Raw genomic sequence first — 16,618 nt, 5'->3', positions numbered from 1 at the left:
TCAGTATGAGCATGCGTCTGCACATCTGTCAAACAGCCCGCTCAAATGAGCACATCGTTCCCGGGGGTGAACCCCTAGGATGGGCTGCGTGCCATCAACGCTGAGTCCCGGTGCGGCGATCCTCGCCGCGACTGTGGCGCGCCGTTTCTACATCGACGGCAGCACGAAGTCGGAGATCGCCGACGAGATGGGCCTGTCGCGGTTCAAGGTGGCGAGGCTGCTCGAGCAGAGCGTGCGTGAGGGCATCGTGAGGTTCGAGATCGCCACCCCGAACTCCTTCGACGCCGAGCTCTCCGAAGAGTTGCGCAAACGCTTCGGCCTGCGCCGGGTGATCGTGATCGACGTTCCCGAGGAGGAGCGCACGGCAGCCGGCATCCGCCAGGCCGTGGGGCGCGGCGCCGCAGCCGTGTTGAGCGAGCTGGTGACCGAGACCGACGTGCTCGGCATCGGCTGGGGCCGCACCCTCAGCGCGATGTCGCAGGAGCTCACCGAGCTGCCGCGCAGTCTCGTGGTGCAGATGGGCGGCATGGTGGGCTCGGTCGCCGAGAACTCGCTCGAGCTGGTGCGGAAGATCAGCGAGGTCGGAGGGGGCCAGGCCTACCCGCTGTTCGTGCCGCTGGTGGTGCAGGATGCGCTCACCAAGAAGAGCCTCAGCACCCAGCCCGGCGTGGCGGCCGCGATGAAGCTGTTCGAGTCGATCACGGTGGCGGCGGTCGCCGTCGGCAGCTGGGACCCGCCCGACTCGCAGATGATGGCGAGCCTGCCGCTGCACGAGCGCGAGGCGCTGGTGGGCAAGGGCGTCGCCGCCGAGGTGCTCGCCACCCTCATCAAGCACGACGGCACCGTGCTGCCCGACCTGCAGGACAGGTCGATGGCCACCGGCATCGACGTACTGCGCACCATCCCCGAGCTCGTGCTTATCGCGGGCGGCGAGTCGAAGGCCGAGGCGGTGCACGCCGTGATCAACGCCGGCCTCGGCACCACCCTCGTCACCGACAACTCGCTCGCGGAGCTGCTGCGCACGATGTAGCGCGGGCGCCGGGCGCGGGGCGCCGGGCGCGGCGCGGCCCCGTCGCGCCGCGCGGGTCGGCGATCGCCCGGTCAGTGGCGGTGGGCGGTCGCGGTCTCGCGCAGCAGCGCGATCTGGTCGGCGGCGCTCTCGGCCCCGAATACGCTGGAGCCGGCGACGAAGGTGTCGGCACCGTTCTCGGCGGCGATGGAGATGGTGCGCTCGTCGATGCCGCCGTCGACCTGCACGCGCACCTCGAGGCCCGAGGCGTCGACGGCTTCGCGCAGCCGGGCGAGCTTCGGCATGGTCTCGGGCATGAAGGCCTGCCCGCCGAAGCCCGGCTCCACGGTCATCACGAGCACCATGTCGATCTCGGGCAGCAGCTCGAGGTAGTCGTCGACATCGGTCCCCGGCTTGAGGGCGAGCCCCACTCGGGCCCCCGCGGCACGGATCGCCTTGGCGACCTGGGCGGGCGACTCGGTGGCCTCGGCGTGGAAGGTGACCGACTCGGCGCCGGCCTCGGCATAGCCCGGCGCCCAGCGCAGCGGGTCGCTGATCATGAGGTGCACGTCGAGGGGCAGCGGCGAGTTCGCGGCGATCGACTCGAACAGCGGCATGCCGAACGAGAGATTCGGCACGAAGTGGTAGTCCATGACGTCGAAGTGGATGAGATCCGCCGTGCGGATCCTCTCGAGATCGTCGGCGAGGTGGGCGAAGTCGGCGGCGAGGATGCTGGGGTGGATTCGAACTGACACGCCATCGACCCTAGTGCGCCGCCGCCAGCAGCCCCGTCGCCGTGTGCGAATCGGTCACCAGGGTGCGCACCAGTCCGCTGCGCAGCGCCGCCGCGATCGCCGCCGTCTTCTCGGAACCGCCCGCCACCGCCACGACCTCGGGCACACGGCGCAGCTCGGCCGCCGAGATCCCCACCGATCGGGAGAGGGCCGACGACTCGATCTCGCGGCCCTCGGCGTCGACGACGATGGCGCAGATGTCGGCCACGGCACCGGCGGCGGCGAGCTCGGCGCGCTCGGTCTCGGTGAACTCGCCGAACAGCGACGACCGCGGGGGCTGCCACGAGCCGATGCCGACGAGCGCGACGGAGAGCCTGTCGAAGCTCTCGATGACGTCGGCGAGGCTGGGGTCGCGCCGCAGCTCCTCCGCCATCGCGGGCGTGCGCACGAGCAGCGGCGCATGCAGCGGATGCGCGCGCCCCCCGGTCTTGCGGGCGAGCCGGCGCACGAGCTCGACCCCCGAGACCTCGAGCTCGGCCGCGCGCACACCGCCGACCAGCTGCACGACCTCGGCCGGGTCGAGGTTCGAGACGGCGTCGACCAGCGCGGTGAGGCTCGTTCCCCACGAGATGCCGAGCACGTCGGAGGGCCCGACGATGCCTCGCAGGTACTGCGCGGCGGCATCGCCGATGAGCCCGGGGGTGGCGCCCGGCGCCGCGTCGATCGCGCGCACCACGATGGCGCGGGTGATGCCGTAGGCGCGGGCGAGCTCCTCACCGACAGGGAGGTCGATGTCGGCAGGCATGTCGACGGTGATGCGCACGATGCCGCTTGCCTTGGCCTCGTCGAGCAGCCGGGCCACCTTGAAGCGGGAGATGCCGAGTTCCTCGGCGATCTCGTTCTTCTGTCGGTCGTCGATGTAGTACCGGCGGGCCACGATCGCCGCCTCGAGGGAGACGGGCGTACGGGCGCGGGCACCTGGATCGCTCATTTTCGCCCTCCCGGCCGGATCGGGTCGACCTTTGACGCGACCTCGAAGTCAGTGTACTGTGAACAGCGCGCTCCTATGAGCGCTTTATGCACATTTGAGCAACGCGAGAGAACGGAGCGCGATGTCGATCGACGTTCGTGTCCCCACCACCGGGAACGCCGGAGAAGACGCCGTGATCGTCGACTGGAACGTCGCGGTCGGCGACCGGGTGAGTGCCGGCGACGTGCTGGTCACCCTCGAGACCGCGAAGGCGACGATCGAGGTCGAGGCGCCCGAGGCCGGCGAGGTGCTGCGCGTGCTGTTCGGCTCCGGCGACGAGGTGCCCGAGCACGAGGTGCTCGCTGTCATCGGCGCCGCAGGCGAGGTACTGGGTGACCCCTCCGATCCGGGCACGACGGCTCCCGCCGAGCCCACCCCTGCGATCACCGAGACGGTCAGAACCGCCGAGGTCGTCGGCGAGGGGAGCTCCACCGAGCCCGATCGCGCCGATCGGCACCGCGCCTCACCTCGAGCGCGCATCCTGGCCGAACGCAACGGCATCGACCTCTCGTCCGTCGTGGGCTCGGGGCCGGGCGGCCGCATCATCGTTCCCGACGTGCTGAGTGCAAAGAAGACACAGGCACCCGGACCCGCACCCGGGGCCGAGGTCGGGGCGACCCGAGCATCCGCAGCGCCCGAGACGCCCGAAGCCGAGTTCGACCTCGTGCCGGTTCGCGGTGCACGCAAGGTCACGGCGCAACGGATGCACGCCTCGCTTGCCGGCACCGCCCAGGTCACGCTCACCCGCTACGCCGACGCCACGGCGATGCTCTCGTACGTGAAGCGGTTGCGCACCCTCACCGAGGCGCAGGGGCTGCCGAAGATCGGCGTCAACGACGTGCTGCTGTTCGCGACGGCGAAGGCCGTGGCGAGGCATCCGGAGGCCAACTCGGTGTTCGACTGGGACGGCATCCGCCAGTACCGCCGGGTGAACATCGGCTTCGCCGTCGACACCGGGCAGGCACTGCTCGTCCCCGTCATCCCGAACGCCGACGCTCTCAGCGTCTCGGCCGTTGCCGCTGCAGCGGCGAACGCCATCGAGAAGGCGCGGGCCGGCAGGCTGACCGCGGCCGAGATGGAGGGCGGCACCTTCACCGTGTCGAACCTCGGCTCGCTCGGCGTCCACTGGTTCACCCCGGTGCTCAACACCCCGCAGAGCTGCATCCTCGGGGTCGGGGCCGCGCACCGGTCGCATCCCGACGCCCCCAGCCTGCTGCCGCTCTCCCTGACCTTCGACCACCGGGCCCTCGACGGGGCGGCTGCCGCGAAAGCGCTCGCCTCCATCGCCCAGGCCATCGAGACCGTCGACGTGCTGTCGGCGTTCTGACCCCCGCTCCCCTTCACCCGGAAAGACGTCACCACCATGGCAAAAGAACTGCTCATCGACCCGGCGGTCACCCGTTCGCAGGCAGAGCTGACTTTCGAGACCATCGCGATCAACAACTACCGGCCCGATCTCGCCGCCGAGCGAGCGCTGCACGGTGACGCCGCGCTCGAGCGCATCGGGCGCGACATGATCCTGGTGCGCGAGTTCGAGCTCATGCTGCAGTCGATCAAGCGCGACGGCGCCTACCGCGGCACCTCCTACGTGCACGCCGGCCCCGCCCACCTCTCCATCGGCCAGGAGGCGGCGGCCGTCGGCCAGGCCTTCACCCTCGGCGCGGTCGACAAGGTGTTTGGCAGCCACCGCAGCCACGGCGAGGTGATCGCGAAGGGTCTCTCGGCCATCCACTCCTCGTCGAAGGAGGCCCTCCTCGAGGCGTTCGAGGGCTGGTCGGAGGGCGCCATCTGGAACGTCGTTAAGGATCGCCTCGCCGACGACGACTTCGAGCAGCAGGCCGTCAACTACCTGGTCTACGGCATGACCGCCGAGACCTTCGGCCGTCGCACCGGTTTCAACCGCGGCCTCGGCGGCTCGATGCACGCCTTCTTCCCGCCCCTCGGCATCTACCCGAACAACGCCATCGTCGGCGGCTCGGCGCCGCTGGCCACCGGCGCAGCACTCTACAACCGCCTGCAGCGACAGCCCGGCATCGTCGTCGCCTCCATCGGCGACGCCTCCACCGGCACCGGCCCGGTGTGGGAGTCGTTCAACCTCGCGAGCATGGGGCAGCTCACCACGCTCATGGACGAGAAGCACCGCGGCGGCCTGCCCGTGGTGTTCTTCGTGGTGAACAACTTCTACGGCATGGGCGGGCAGACAATCGGCGAGACCATGGCCTACGACCGCCTGGCCCGACTCGGCGCCGGCGTGAACGCGCAGAACATGCACGCCCAGACGGTCGACGGCAACAACCCGCTCGCCGTCATCGAGGCCATGACCCTCGCCCGAGAGCACCTCGAAGCCGGCGACGGCCCCGTGCTCATCGACTGCCAGACCTACCGGCAGACCGGACACTCCCCCTCCGACGCCTCCTCCTACCGCACCAAGGACGAGGTCGAGCTGTGGGCGTCGATCGACCCGATCGACAGCTATTTCGCTCGCCTGGCGGAGGGCGGCGTGGTGGCCGCCACCCGCCAGGCCGAGCTCAAGCAGTGGGCGGAGGAGACCGTGTCGGCCTCCCTCGAGGTGGCGATCGACGCATCCGTGTCGCCCCGCCTGTCACTGCGCCGCGACCCGAAGGTCATGGCGGGGCTCACCTTCAACGACACCTCGATCGAGCTGGCGGATGCGCCGGCCGGCGAGACGACGATCCCGGTCGAGGAGCTGCAGCACGCGGCGTCGCTCGCTCGCAAGTCGCGCTCGGGGCTCTCCGACGGGCCGGGCAGCAAGCCGCACTCGGGCGCCAAGGCGATCACCTTCCGCGACGCGCTGTTCGAGGCCGTGCTCGCGCACGCCGTCGCCGACGACCGGGTGACGCTGTGGGGCGAGGAGAACCGCGACTGGGGCGGGGCGTTCGGGGTCTACCGGGGTCTCACCGACATCCTCCCCCGGCACCGCCTGTTCAACTCACCCATCTCGGAGGCGGCCATCGTGGGCGCCGGCGTGGGCTTCGCGCTCTCGGGCGGCCGGCCGGTGGTCGAGCTGATGTACGCCGACTTCATCGGGCGCGCGGGCGACGAGATCTTCAACCAGATGGCGAAGTGGCAGCCCATGTCGGGCGGTCTCACCACGGTTCCGATGGTGCTGCGGGTCTCGGTGGGCGCGAAGTACGGCGCCCAGCACTCGCAGGACTGGAGCTCGATGGTGGCGGGCGTGCCCGGCCTCAAGGTGGTGTTCCCCGCCACCGCCCACGACGCGAAGGGCCTGCTGGCGTCGGCGCTCGCGGGCAACGACCCGGTCGTGTTCTTCGAGAGCCAGCGTCTCTACGACACCGTCGAGACGGTGTTCCCCGACGGCGTGCCCGCGGAGTACTACCGCACCCCCATCGGCGAGGCTCGCATCGCCCGGGCCGGAACCGACCTCACCATCATGACGGTGGGCGCCACCCTCTACCGGGCGCTCGAGGCCGCCAGCGCCCTGTCGGAGCAGTACGGCATCGAGGCCGAGGTCATCGACGCGCGCTCGATGGTGCCGTTCGACTACACGCTCCTGCTGGAGTCGGTGGCGAAGACCGGGCGTCTGCTGCTCGCCTCCGACGCCAACGTGCGTGGCAGCTGGCTCAACACGGTAGCCACCCGCGTGCAGACCGAGGCCTTCGACGAGCTCGACGCCCCCGTCGTGGTGCTCGGCACCCGCAACTGGATCGCCCCGCCCGCCGAGCTCGAGTGGGAGTACTTCGTCACCCCCGCCGACATCGTCGACGCCGTGCACTCCCGCATCGTGCCCCTCCCCGGCCACGTCGTGCAGGAGGGCCCCGGCGCCGAGGGCACCCTCGAGGAGTCGGCCCTGGGCCTCTGAGCCCGGGCGCTCACTCGCCCCGCGCATCCTGCCCTCGCCCCCCTACGCTCGCGTTGGTCGCTCGGATGCGCAGGGTCGCGCGTCAGTAAGCGACGGTCAGGGGCAGCGCGACGGGGTCGAACCCGGGCGCGGTGAGGGTGAGGATCGCGACCGGATCCGGGGTCGAGCCGGGATCGGTCTTGCCGACGAGCAGGAGCAAGGTGCCCGCCTCCTCGCCGGGAGCGATGACGTCGTTGTAGACGAACACGACGGTGAGGCCCGACGGGTCGTCGCCGTAGACCCACCGCACGTCGCCGGAGTAGCCGCTGTAGAAGTACCCGGGCCCCGGGTCGGGGAGGCCGGCCATCAGGGTGCCGGCGGCGATCGGCGCGGCGCTGTCGTTGGTGACCCAGATGAGCCACGAGGTGACTCCTGCCAGGGGCGAGGGCCCCGAGAGGCGCACGGAGAGGGTCGGCGACGCCGGGCTCGCCGCCGCCGAGGGCGCCGCTGCAGCCGCGACGACCACGGGTGCCGCCCACGCTGCACCGAGCAGCGTGCGACGTGCGACGGGATGGGGGCCGGGTTCGCTCATGCCGCGAGGCTATCCAGTCGGGGCCGCCCTGATGAGGACATGTCCGCAAGCGGGCCGCCCTGGGCTGGCGTTGGTCGCTCAGAGTGCTCTGTCACGGGGCGGGAAGAGCGCTGTGCGCGACCGACGTGGGCCCGGATGCACGGGGTTGCGGATGCGCGGGACGGTCGTAGCGTCGGGGGCATGGGTATTCAGAGCGGTAACGACGAAGAGACCGTCGAGAAGGACATGTCGTACAGCCCGGCCAGCGGGCAGGAAACGGAGGAGGCGCAGGAGGATCCGCGCGGCTCGACGCACCTCGACGACCCCGAGATCGACGCGAGCGCCGTGAAGACGGTGCCGGGCGAGGGCGGTCCCGACGACGTGGGCGAGATCGACGTCGACGAGGAGGCCATCCGCGCCTCGATCGCGGAGCGGTCGGCTCAGACGCGGCCCTGAGGCGCCGGCGCAGGCCCCGGCACGGCTTGGCGCCCCGACGAGAGCGCAGGCGGCCCGACGCGGCGCATGGTCACGCCCGAGCGCTCGGCGAACCCGGTGGCGGTCGCCGCGATCGTGCGCTGCATCACGCCGACGGCGGCAGCCGGTGCCACATCGGCAGGTCGCGCGAGGCTGATGGTGCGGGTGAGTACCGGCTCCACCAGCCGCACCGACCGCAGCGCCGGGCGGTCGAGGAGCACCATCGCCGGCACGATCGCCACACCGAGACCGCGTTCGACGAAGCGCAGCACCGCATCCATCTCTGCGCCCTCGAGCACCACCTCGGGCACGAGCCCGGCGAGGCCGAACGCTGCGTCGGTGGTGCTGCGCAGGTCGTAGCTCGAGCTGAACACGATCTGCGGCAGCTGGGCGACTTCGGCCAGCGTGATCGTCTGACGTCGCACGGGAGGCGGCGCCGACGCCGCCGAGACCACCACGAGCTCCTCTTCCAGTAACGGCGTCACCGTGAAGCGCTCCGCCGCGTCGGAGGACGAGGTGGTGATGAGCGCCAGGTCGAGCTCTCCCCCGGCCAGCTCGTCGAGGAGCCCCCTCGAACCCTGTTCCGACAGGTGCAGTTCGACCGAGGGATGCGCGGTGTGGAACGCGCTCAGCACCTCGGCCACGAGGCTGATGCACAGCGTCGGCGTCGCGCCGAGGCGCACCCGCCCGCGCCGGAGGCCGGCCAGCTCGGCGAGTTCGCGACGCACCGAGGCGGCGTCGGCGAGCATCCGTCGCGCCAGCGGGAGGAGTGTCTCACCCGCACTCGTCAGGGTGCTGCCTGAACGCGCCCTGTGAAAGAGCTCGGCCCCGAGCTCCTGCTCGAGCGAAGCGATCTGCCGGCTGAGGGAAGGCTGGGCGAGGTGGAGGGCATCCGCAGCCCGCGTGAAGTTGCCGAGGCGGGCCACCTCGGCGAAGGCGCGGAGCTGATCGAGATTCATCACCATAGCGTAGCCGCATCGTATCGACCGAATATATGCATTGGAGTAATCAGACGATGCTGCCTACGGTTCAAGCATGCGACCTTCCGAACGCCAGATCTCCACCACCGTCCTCGTCATCGGCACCGGCGGCTCCGGCCTCCGCGCCTCGATCGAACTCGCCGAAGCGGGGGTCGACGTGCTCGCCGTCGGCAAGCGCCCCCGGTCGGATGCGCACACCTCACTCGCCGCCGGCGGCATCAACGCGGCCCTCGGCACGATGGACGAGGACGACAGCTGGCAGCAGCACGCCGCCGACACCCTCAAGGAGTCGTACCTGCTCGCCAACCCGCACACGGTGCAGATCGTCACCGAGGGCGCGGCGCAGGGCATCGACGACCTCGAACGCTACGGCATGCCGTTCGCCCGCGAAGACGACGGGCGCATCTCGCAGCGCTTCTTCGGCGCCCACACCTTCCGCCGCACAGCGTTCGCGGGCGACTACACGGGGCTCGAGATCCAGCGCACGCTTGTCAACCGGGCGGCGCTCCTCGACATCCCGATCCTCGACCGGGTGTACATCACGCGCATCCTCACCAATGACGACGGAGCGGTGTTCGGCGCCTACGGCTTCGACCTCGAAGACGGAACGCGTTACCTCATCCATGCGGATGCCGTCATCCTCGCCGCCGGCGGACACAACCGCATCTGGCGCCGCACCTCCTCGCGTCGCGACGAGAACACCGGCGACTCCTTCCGCCTCGCCGTCGAGGCCGGCGGCCGGCTGCGCGACCCCGAGCTCGTGCAGTTCCACCCTTCAGGCATCATCGAGCCCGAGAGCGCGGCGGGCACCCTCATCTCGGAGGCCGCGCGGGGCGAGGGCGGCATCCTGCGCAACGGACTCGGCGAGCGCTTCATGCACAAGTACGACCCCGAGCGGCTCGAGCTCTCCACCCGTGACCGCGTCGCCCTGGCCTGCTACACCGAGATCAAGGAGGGGCGGGGCACACCGAACGGCGGAGTCTGGCTCGACGTCTCGCACCTTCCGCGCGAGACCATCATGACCAAGCTGCCTCGGGTGTACCAGACCATGCTCGAGCTGCAGATGCTCGACGTCACGAAGGAGCCGATCGAGATCGCGCCCACCGCGCACTACTCGATGGGCGGGGTGTGGGTGCGGCCCTCCGATCACGGAACCGACGTTCCAGGACTGTATGCGATCGGCGAGGCGTCGTCGGGGCTGCACGGGGCGAACCGGCTCGGCGGCAACTCGCTCATCGAGCTGCTCGTGTTCGGGCGCATCGTCGGTCAGGCCGCCGCCGCGTACTCGGCAGCTCTGCCCGCGCAGAAGCGCTCGGCTGCGGCCGTCGCCGTCGCGCGCGAGGAGATCGCGAGGCTGCTCGCCTCCGACGGGCCCGAGAACGTGCGCGCGCTCCAGCGCGCCCTCCGCAACACCATGACGGAGCACGCCGGCGTGGTGCGCGACGAGGCGGGGCTGCTCGCGGGGCTCGCCGAACTCGACGCCATCGACGAGCGCATCGCACGGATCGGGGTGCACCCCGACATCGCCGGGTACCACGACCTCGCCCACGCCTTCGACCTCAAGTCGTCGTCGCTCGCGGCGCGCGCCACGCTGCTCGCCGCCCTCGAACGGCGTGAGACACGCGGCTGCCACAACCGCAGCGACTACCCCGAGCTCGACCCCGAGCTCCAGGTGAACCTGGTGTGGTCGCCGTCGACCGGCGTGGTGCGGGAGTCCATTCCCGAGATCCCCGCTGACATCGCCGCGCTGATGCGCGACGTGTCGACCGTGGGAAAGCTGGTCGAGTAGCGCGGGGTGGGTGCCGGCTGCGATCGGCAGCGGAACGACGGATGCTGTGCCGGGTTCGAAGGGTCGGCATCCGTCGTCCTGCCGAAAGGGAGGGAGACCCGGTAGCTCGGGCGAGGTTCGGCCCGCTCCGCTCAGTCGGTGACGGGCTCCGTGGGCGCGGTGGCGGGAGCGACCGGCGCGGCTGGCACGGGGCGGCCCGTGGGGCGGGTGGAGCGGAGGGTGCGGTGCACGACCGCCCAGGCCGTGGCGATGAGCACGACCGCGATCGTGGAGGTCACCCCGATGCCGCTTTCGAACGCAGCTTTCGCCGAGGCGACGAGCGCGTCGCCCGAGCCGCCCGGCAGCGACGTCGACGCGCTCATCGCACCGCCCAGGGTCTCGCCCGCCGCACGTTCGGCCGCCGGGTCGAGCCCGGCCGGCACCACAACGTTCGCACGGTAGAACGCCGAGAGCACGGCCCCGAGCACCGCGGTGCCGAGCACGACTCCGAGCTCGTAAGCCGTCTCGGAGATGCCGGCGGCGGCCCCCGCCTTCTCCTCGGGAACCGAGGCCAGGATGACGTCGTTCGAGATGGTCTCCGCGAACGAGACGCCGAACGACAGCACGACGAAGGCGACAGCCACCACCATCGCCACGAGGTCGTGCTGGAACAGCACCACCATGGCGAACCCGGCAGCCGTGCAGCTGAGGCCGCCGAGCACCACCGAGCGCGGGCTGAAGCGGCGCACGAGAACGGCCGCGAGCATCCCGGCGCCGATGCCGACGAGGGTGGCGGGCAAGAGCAGCAGACCCGAGTCGAGCGGGCTCAGCCCGAGCACCAGCTGCAGGTGCTGCGAAGCGAAGAAGAGGAAGCCGACCAGGCTGAACACACTGAGGAAGTTCGCCACGATCGACCCGGCGAACGGCGCGTTGGCGAACAGCGTGAGGTCGAGCAGCGGGTTCGGGATGCGGCGCTGCCGCCGCACGAACAGCACACCCACCACGAGCCCCACGATCACTGCCGCCACCCCCACCACGGTGACGCCGTCGTGGGCGAGCTGCTTGATGCCGAAGACGAAGGGAGTGAGGGCGGCGAGCGAGAGCACGACACTCACCAGGTCGATGCGCCCCGGGTTCGGGTCGCGCGACTCGGGGATGAAGACGAAGCCGAGCGCAAGCAGCGGAATGAGCACGGGCACCGCGAGCAGGAACACCGAGCCCCAGGCGAAGTGCTCGAGCAAGATGCCACCCACGATCGGGCCGAGGCTGGAGCCTGCGGCGAAAGCACCCGCCCAGATGGCGATGGCCATGGTGCGTTCGCGAGCATCCGTGAAGATGTTGCGCAGCAGCGACAGCGTCGAGGGCATCAGCATGGCGCCGAAGAACGCCATCAGGGCGCGAGCGGCGATGAGCAGCTCGGCGGTCGGGGAGAACGCCGCGGCGGCGGAGACGAGGGCGAACCCGGTGGCGCCGATCATGAGCAGGCGGCGCCGGCCGACGCGGTCGCCGACGGTGCCCATCGCCACCAGGAGGCCGGCGAGGATGAGCGGGTAGACGTCGACGATCCAGAGCAGCGTCGTGCTGCTCGGGCCGAGGTCGCGGCTGATCGAGGGCAGGGCGAAGCTCAGCACGGTGTTGTCGACCGAGACCAGCAGCACGGGCAGCATGAGCAGCACCAGAGAGATGTACCGGTGCTTGTAGAGGGGTGCGGCGGCGCGGTCGAGGGCGGGCGCGGGCGTGGCGGACTGCATGGGTGACCTGTTACGTGCGGGTTTTACTACACCACTTGGTGCAGCAAATTCACTGTACCAAACAGTGCAGTAAACTTCAACGATGGCCCAGCACAAGGACAACGCCCGAGAAGCCATCCTCACGGCGTTCCAGAATCTGCTGATCGAATCGCGAGGCACCTCGGCGAGCCTCGACGAGGTCGCCCGTCGCGCCGGTGTCACGAAAGGCGGCCTGCTCTATCACTTCGGCTCCCGCCGCGCACTCGAAGACGCCCTCGTCGACCACCTCGAGGCAGTCGCCGCGGAGGACTTCGAACGGATGCGCACCGCACCGGGCGGCGCCCTCGCCTACTACCTGCCCCTGCGCGACTACATCGACAGTCCGCTCGATCGCGCGACCGTGTCGGTGGGGTTCCTCGCCCACGACCATGAGCGAGCGCGCACCCTGCTCGCGATGATGCGCTCCCGCTACCAGGAACTGATCGCCGCCGACGTCGGCGACCCGCTGCTCGCGCGCGTCGCGCTGCTGCTCGGCGACGGCCTCTATTACGAGACGCTCACCACGGGGGCGGTGCCGGGCGACGAGGTCGACATCATCGACTTCGTCAACCGCCTCCGCGCCGCGCCGCCGGACGCCGGCTGACGACGCCGGTCGTTTGGGGCGGGTGCCGGAATTTAGTTGTGGCTACAAGTGTTTGAAGTGACATGACGAACGCCGCCGACCTGCTCGCCCCCGACACCGCGATGGGAGCCGTCACCCTGCGCGTCGGCGACCTCGACCGCATGATCGGGTACTACCGCGACGCCGTGACCCTCGACGTGATCTCGCAGCAGGGCGGCTACGCGCTGCTCGGGCGCGGCGGCCGGCCGCTTCTCGTGCTGCAGCACGCACCCGAACTGAGGAGCGCGGAGCCGCGCTCGGCCGGGCTCTTCCACACCGCCATCGTGTTCGACACCGAGGCGGCCCTCGCCGCGGCCGTGTACTCGGTGGCGTCACGCCACCCTCACGGCTTCACCGGTTCATCCGATCACCTGGTGTCGAAGGCCTTCTACTTCACCGACCCCGAGGGCAACGGCGTCGAGCTCTACTGGGACCGCGACCGCACCGAGTGGAGCTGGGCCCACGGGCAGGTCGAGATGTCGACCCTCTTCCTCGACCCGAACCGCTACCTGCAGGAGCACCTCACCCCGGAAGCGCTCGAGTCGCCGAGGGCGGGAGGCGCCTCGATCGGGCACGTCCACCTCTCGGTGGGCGACGTGCCGCAGGCCCGCGACTTCTACGTCGACAAGCTCGGCTTCGAGGTCACCGCCACCTACGGGCCGCAGGCGCTGTTCGTGTCGGCGGGCGGCTACCACCATCACATGGCGATGAACACCTGGAACTCGGCGGGCGCCGGTCGGCGCGGGCTCGCGCTCGGGCTCGGGCAGGTGGAGATCGTGCTCCCGGATGCCGATGAGGTCGCCGCCGCCGACGCCAGGCTGCGGCATCACGGCCTGCAGACGGCCGACGACGGGCTCACCGTGACCGTGAACGACCCATGGGACAACACGATCGTGCTGCGCCCCGCGGCGAGCTGATCGAGCCTACGACCGTTCGGCGACCAGCTCGCGCGCGGCCTCAGCACCCTCAGGGGTGAACGTGTAGACCCGCCGCCGGTGCAGCTGCGTGGTGACGTTCTCCTCCCACGCCGAGCTGATCCACCCCTGTGCCTCGAGCCTTTCGAGGATGGGGTAGACGGTGCCGGAGGGGCGGCCACTTCGCTTCATGATCTCGAGCCCGAAGGCGGTGCCCCCGCTCTCGAGCAGCAGCGACAGCACGTCGAGGGTGGGGGCGGTCACCCGCTTCAGCGGTTCCATACCCCCACCCTGCCATCGATCAGGCCGGGATGCCGGCCTGCTCGGGCGAGACGTCGGCGCCGGGGGCCGAGGGCTCGAGCGCCGCTGCGACACGCTGCGAGAGCTCCGGGTCGACCTTCGCCCAGTAGTCGAGCACGCGCACACGCAGCTCGGGGATGGTGACCTTCGAGACGTGGCCGGCGATGTTCTTCACCAAGCGCTCGCGCGCCGCGTCGTCGAGCACCTCGCGCACGAGCGTTCCGGCCTGGCCGAAGTCGTCGTCTTCGGGGTGGAGGGTGGCCGCGCTGCGCACGAGCTCGCCGTCGGACTCCCAGCCGGAGTCGTCGCCATGCCTGGCCGGGTCGGCGTGCGGGCCGCCGTAGGAGTTCGGCGCGTACACCGGCTGCGACGGGTCTTTGAAGCCGAAGCGCATGGCACCGTCTTTGGAGTAGCTGTTCTCGTGCAGCGGCGCGTTCACCGGCAGCTGGGCGTGGTTCGTGCCCACGCGGTAGCGGTGCGCATCGGCGTAGCTGAAGATGCGGGCGAGCAGCATCTTGTCGGGGCTGGCCGCGATGCCGGGAACGAAGTTCGACGGAGCGAAGGTGGCCTGCTCGATCTGCGCGAAGTAGTTCTCGGGGTTGCGGTCGAGGGTCATGGTGCCGACCTCGATGAGCGGGTAGTCGCCGTGCGGCCACACCTTCGTGAGGTCGAAGGGGTTGAACCGGTAGGTCGCGGCGTCGGCATAGGGCATGACCTGCACCGAGAGGGTCCAGCTGGGGAAGTCGCCGCGGTCGATGGCCTCGGAGAGGTCGCGGATGTGGAAGTCGGCGTCTTCACCGGCGATCTGGTCGGCGGCGGCCTGGGAGAGGATCTCGATGCCCTGGTTGGTCTTGAAGTGGTACTTCACCCAGAACTTCTCGCCCGCGGCGTTGATCCACTGGTAGGTGTGCGAGCCGAAACCGTCCATGTGACGCCAGGAGGCGGGGAGGCCGCGGTCGCCCATGAGCCAGGTGACCTGGTGGGCCGACTCGGGTGAGAGGGTCCAGAAGTCCCACTGCATGTTGTGGTCGCGCAGGTGGCTGCCGGGGAGGCGCTTCTGCGAGCGGATGAAGTCGGGGAACTTGATGCCGTCGCGGATGAAGAACACCGGGGTGTTGTTGCCGACGAGGTCGTAGTTGCCCTCCTCGGTGTAGAACTTCAGCGCGAAGCCGCGCGGGTCGCGCCAGGTGTCGGGCGAGCCCTGCTCGCCGGCGACGGTCGAGAAGCGGGCGAGCATGTCGACCTTGGCGCCGGGCTGGAACAGCGACGCCCGGGTGTAGGCGCTCACGTCGCCGGTGGTCTGGAAGGTGCCGAACGCGCCGCCGCCCTTCGCGTGCACCACGCGCTCCGGAACCCGCTCACGGTTGAACTGGGCGAGCTTCTCCACCAGGTAGTGGTCGTGGAGGACGACGGGGCCGTCGGCGCCGACGCTCTGCGAGTGCTCGTCGCTCGCGACGGGGGCTCCTGAGTTCGTGGTCGTGAAGTTCTGGTCGGTCATCTAGTCCTCGGTTCCGTATGACGTGACGTGGTGTGTCTGCTGATCTGCCCGGCGCTCGTGCGCCGGTCGGTGCTGCTGCGGCTGGCAGGCGGGGCACAGGCCCCAGAAGGTGACCTCGGCGGTGTCGATGACGAAGCCGCCTGTCGACGACGGCGCGAGACAGGGCGCCGCCCCGTGCACGCAGTCGACGTCGGCGACGGCTCCGCACGAGGTGCACACCACGTGGTGGTGGTTGTCACCGATGCGCCGCTCGTAGAGCGCCGGCGAGCCCGCGGGCTCGATGCGCCTGATGAGCCCCGCGGTCGCGAGCGCGTTCAGCACGACGTAGACGGCCTGCAGAGAGGTGCCCGGAAGCTCCCTCTGCACGGCGCGGTGCACCGTGTCGGCGTCGGCGTGCGGCGCGCGCTCGAGGGCGGTGAGCACCGCCAGTCGCTGGCCGGTGACCCTGAGGCCCGCATCGCGGATGCGCGTCTCCAGATCGGTGGCCATGACACGACGATACCCCCTAATTATGAACAGTTCATAATTAGGGGGTATCGCTCAGGTGACGCTAGCCCGCTGCGCAGGCGGTGAGCTCGGCCACCGCCGGCGAGAGGGTGAGGTCGCCACCCAGCAGGGTGACCTGCGTGGCGCCCAGCGCGGTGATCTGCGCGAGCGTGTCGGCCGGCACGCAGGTGCCCGGCACGGTGAACAGCGGTGCGTCGACCTTCGGTGCGAGGCCCGAGCCTGAGAGGGCGTCGGGGAAGCTCTCACCCGTGGCGAGGAACACACGGTTCGCGCTCTCGAAGAAGTGCGCGTTGATGAGGCGCGACGACTCGTAGCGGTCGACACCGCCGAGGCGCACGGCCTTGGTGATCGCGCCGACCTCGCCGTAGATGCCCTTCGAGACCGACTTCCCGCCGCCGACCACCGAGATCTCGGCGGAGTCGAGGCCCTTCAGCAGGGCTTCGGTGGCGTCGTCGAGCGAGCCCGCGGTGCCGTTGACGAGAACCACGGGGCCCTCGCCGTCGATCGCCGCACCCGCCGACAGCGCGTCGGCGAAGTTGGCGCCTGCAGCCACGACGGCGACCGGCGCACCCGAGGGGTACGCGGTCTCCGCGACCTTGCGCGAGGTCTCGAAGCGGTCGGC

General features: G+C 70.4%; 16 protein-coding genes and 1 pseudogene. 7 read left to right on the top strand and 10 right to left on the bottom strand.

Annotated features, from left to right (window positions below):
• Positions 1-88 precede the first annotated feature (88 nt).
• Complete coding sequence (locus tag ABFY20_RS02475) at positions 89-1,030, top strand: sugar-binding transcriptional regulator (RefSeq protein WP_368498372.1); 942 nt, start codon at positions 89-91, stop codon at positions 1,028-1,030.
• A 71-nt stretch (positions 1,031-1,101) separates the two neighbouring features.
• Here the strand turns inward: ABFY20_RS02475 and rpe are convergent, their stop codons facing one another.
• Positions 1,102-1,764, bottom strand: coding sequence for a ribulose-phosphate 3-epimerase (gene rpe, locus ABFY20_RS02470; protein WP_368498371.1), 663 nt, complete (start codon positions 1,762-1,764; stop codon positions 1,102-1,104).
• Positions 1,765-1,774: 10 nt separating this feature from the next.
• Entirely contained in the window at positions 1,775-2,734 is a 960-nt protein-coding gene (locus tag ABFY20_RS02465; protein WP_368498370.1) for a sugar-binding transcriptional regulator, read from the bottom strand.
• A 121-nt stretch (positions 2,735-2,855) separates the two neighbouring features.
• Here ABFY20_RS02465 and ABFY20_RS02460 point away from each other — a divergent pair, with 121 nt between their 5' ends.
• Positions 2,856-4,100, top strand: a complete 1,245-nt coding sequence (locus ABFY20_RS02460; protein WP_368498369.1) for a dihydrolipoamide acetyltransferase family protein — start codon at positions 2,856-2,858, stop codon at positions 4,098-4,100.
• 36 nt (positions 4,101-4,136) lie between these two features.
• Positions 4,137-6,614 carry a thiamine pyrophosphate-dependent enzyme gene (locus tag ABFY20_RS02455; RefSeq protein WP_368498368.1) on the top strand — a complete coding sequence of 826 codons (2,478 nt, stop codon included), beginning with the start codon at positions 4,137-4,139 and terminating at the stop codon, positions 6,612-6,614.
• An 82-nt stretch (positions 6,615-6,696) separates the two neighbouring features.
• Here ABFY20_RS02455 and ABFY20_RS02450 read toward each other — a convergent pair whose 3' ends face one another.
• The gene (locus tag ABFY20_RS02450) at positions 6,697-7,185 is read right to left on the bottom strand and encodes a hypothetical protein (RefSeq protein ID WP_368498367.1); all 489 of its coding nucleotides are present in this window, start codon (positions 7,183-7,185) and stop codon (positions 6,697-6,699) included.
• A gap of 180 nt (positions 7,186-7,365) precedes the next feature.
• Between ABFY20_RS02450 and ABFY20_RS02445 the strand changes: the two genes are divergently transcribed.
• Positions 7,366-7,620 (top strand): hypothetical protein, encoded by a 255-nt coding sequence (locus ABFY20_RS02445; protein ID WP_368498366.1) that lies wholly within the window; start codon positions 7,366-7,368, stop codon positions 7,618-7,620.
• Here ABFY20_RS02445 and ABFY20_RS02440 read toward each other — a convergent pair.
• Positions 7,605-8,603: a LysR family transcriptional regulator gene (locus ABFY20_RS02440; RefSeq protein WP_368498365.1), complete on the bottom strand. Its 999-nt coding sequence runs from the start codon at positions 8,601-8,603 to the stop codon at positions 7,605-7,607. The two genes, ABFY20_RS02445 and ABFY20_RS02440, sit on opposite strands and share 16 nt — an antisense overlap.
• A gap of 70 nt (positions 8,604-8,673) precedes the next feature.
• Here ABFY20_RS02440 and ABFY20_RS02435 point away from each other — a divergent pair, with 70 nt between their 5' ends.
• Positions 8,674-10,407: an L-aspartate oxidase gene (locus tag ABFY20_RS02435; RefSeq protein ID WP_368498364.1), complete on the top strand. Its 1,734-nt coding sequence runs from the start codon at positions 8,674-8,676 to the stop codon at positions 10,405-10,407.
• Positions 10,408-10,538: 131 nt separating this feature from the next.
• Here ABFY20_RS02435 and ABFY20_RS02430 read toward each other — a convergent pair whose 3' ends face one another.
• Entirely contained in the window at positions 10,539-12,137 is a 1,599-nt protein-coding gene (locus ABFY20_RS02430; RefSeq protein ID WP_368498363.1) for an MFS transporter, read from the bottom strand.
• 82 nt (positions 12,138-12,219) lie between these two features.
• Between ABFY20_RS02430 and ABFY20_RS02425 the strand changes: the two genes are divergently transcribed.
• Both ABFY20_RS02425 and ABFY20_RS02420 read left to right on the top strand, forming a co-directional pair.
• The gene (locus tag ABFY20_RS02425; protein ID WP_368498362.1) at positions 12,220-12,759 is read left to right on the top strand and encodes a TetR/AcrR family transcriptional regulator; all 540 of its coding nucleotides are present in this window, start codon (positions 12,220-12,222) and stop codon (positions 12,757-12,759) included.
• Positions 12,760-12,821: 62 nt separating this feature from the next.
• Entirely contained in the window at positions 12,822-13,694 is an 873-nt protein-coding gene (locus ABFY20_RS02420) for a VOC family protein (RefSeq protein WP_368498361.1), read from the top strand.
• A gap of 6 nt (positions 13,695-13,700) precedes the next feature.
• Here the strand turns inward: ABFY20_RS02420 and ABFY20_RS02415 are convergent, their stop codons facing one another.
• The 5 genes and pseudogenes from ABFY20_RS02415 to ABFY20_RS02395 all read right to left on the bottom strand — a co-directional run.
• Complete coding sequence (locus ABFY20_RS02415) at positions 13,701-13,973, bottom strand: PadR family transcriptional regulator (protein WP_368498360.1); 273 nt, start codon at positions 13,971-13,973, stop codon at positions 13,701-13,703.
• Positions 13,974-13,992: 19 nt separating this feature from the next.
• The gene (locus tag ABFY20_RS02410) at positions 13,993-15,489 is read right to left on the bottom strand and encodes a catalase (RefSeq protein WP_368498359.1); all 1,497 of its coding nucleotides are present in this window, start codon (positions 15,487-15,489) and stop codon (positions 13,993-13,995) included.
• The gene (locus tag ABFY20_RS02405) at positions 15,490-15,978 is read right to left on the bottom strand and encodes a Fur family transcriptional regulator (protein WP_368498358.1); all 489 of its coding nucleotides are present in this window, start codon (positions 15,976-15,978) and stop codon (positions 15,490-15,492) included.
• 61 nt (positions 15,979-16,039) lie between these two features.
• Positions 16,040-16,333, bottom strand: coding sequence for a cell wall-binding repeat-containing protein (locus tag ABFY20_RS02400; RefSeq protein ID WP_368499849.1), 294 nt, complete (start codon positions 16,331-16,333; stop codon positions 16,040-16,042).
• 42 nt (positions 16,334-16,375) lie between these two features.
• Positions 16,376-16,618, bottom strand: a pseudogene (locus tag ABFY20_RS02395) (cell wall-binding repeat-containing protein); the annotation flags it as partial.

The organism is Herbiconiux sp. A18JL235 (assembly GCF_040939305.1).
Taxonomy (GTDB): domain Bacteria; phylum Actinomycetota; class Actinomycetes; order Actinomycetales; family Microbacteriaceae; genus Herbiconiux.
This window is presented reverse-complemented; position numbering and strand designations above follow the sequence as displayed.

What these genes read in the sequence shown, in the direction of transcription:
- ABFY20_RS02460 (WP_368498369.1), top strand. Translation starts at nt 2,856, where the DNA reads ATGTCGATCGACGTTCGTGTCCCCACCACCGGGAACGCCGGAGAAGAC.
- ABFY20_RS02465 (WP_368498370.1), bottom strand. Translation starts at nt 2,734, where the DNA reads ATGAGCGATCCAGGTGCCCGCGCCCGTACGCCCGTCTCCCTCGAGGCG.
- ABFY20_RS02415 (WP_368498360.1), bottom strand. Translation starts at nt 13,973, where the DNA reads ATGGAACCGCTGAAGCGGGTGACCGCCCCCACCCTCGACGTGCTGTCG.
- ABFY20_RS02435 (WP_368498364.1), top strand. Translation starts at nt 8,674, where the DNA reads ATGCGACCTTCCGAACGCCAGATCTCCACCACCGTCCTCGTCATCGGC.
- ABFY20_RS02445 (WP_368498366.1), top strand. Translation starts at nt 7,366, where the DNA reads ATGGGTATTCAGAGCGGTAACGACGAAGAGACCGTCGAGAAGGACATG.
- ABFY20_RS02440 (WP_368498365.1), bottom strand. Translation starts at nt 8,603, where the DNA reads ATGGTGATGAATCTCGATCAGCTCCGCGCCTTCGCCGAGGTGGCCCGC.
- ABFY20_RS02420 (WP_368498361.1), top strand. Translation starts at nt 12,822, where the DNA reads ATGACGAACGCCGCCGACCTGCTCGCCCCCGACACCGCGATGGGAGCC.
- ABFY20_RS02450 (WP_368498367.1), bottom strand. Translation starts at nt 7,185, where the DNA reads ATGAGCGAACCCGGCCCCCATCCCGTCGCACGTCGCACGCTGCTCGGT.
- ABFY20_RS02455 (WP_368498368.1), top strand. Translation starts at nt 4,137, where the DNA reads ATGGCAAAAGAACTGCTCATCGACCCGGCGGTCACCCGTTCGCAGGCA.
- ABFY20_RS02430 (WP_368498363.1), bottom strand. Translation starts at nt 12,137, where the DNA reads ATGCAGTCCGCCACGCCCGCGCCCGCCCTCGACCGCGCCGCCGCACCC.
- ABFY20_RS02425 (WP_368498362.1), top strand. Translation starts at nt 12,220, where the DNA reads ATGGCCCAGCACAAGGACAACGCCCGAGAAGCCATCCTCACGGCGTTC.
- ABFY20_RS02410 (WP_368498359.1), bottom strand. Translation starts at nt 15,489, where the DNA reads ATGACCGACCAGAACTTCACGACCACGAACTCAGGAGCCCCCGTCGCG.
- ABFY20_RS02405 (WP_368498358.1), bottom strand. Translation starts at nt 15,978, where the DNA reads ATGGCCACCGATCTGGAGACGCGCATCCGCGATGCGGGCCTCAGGGTC.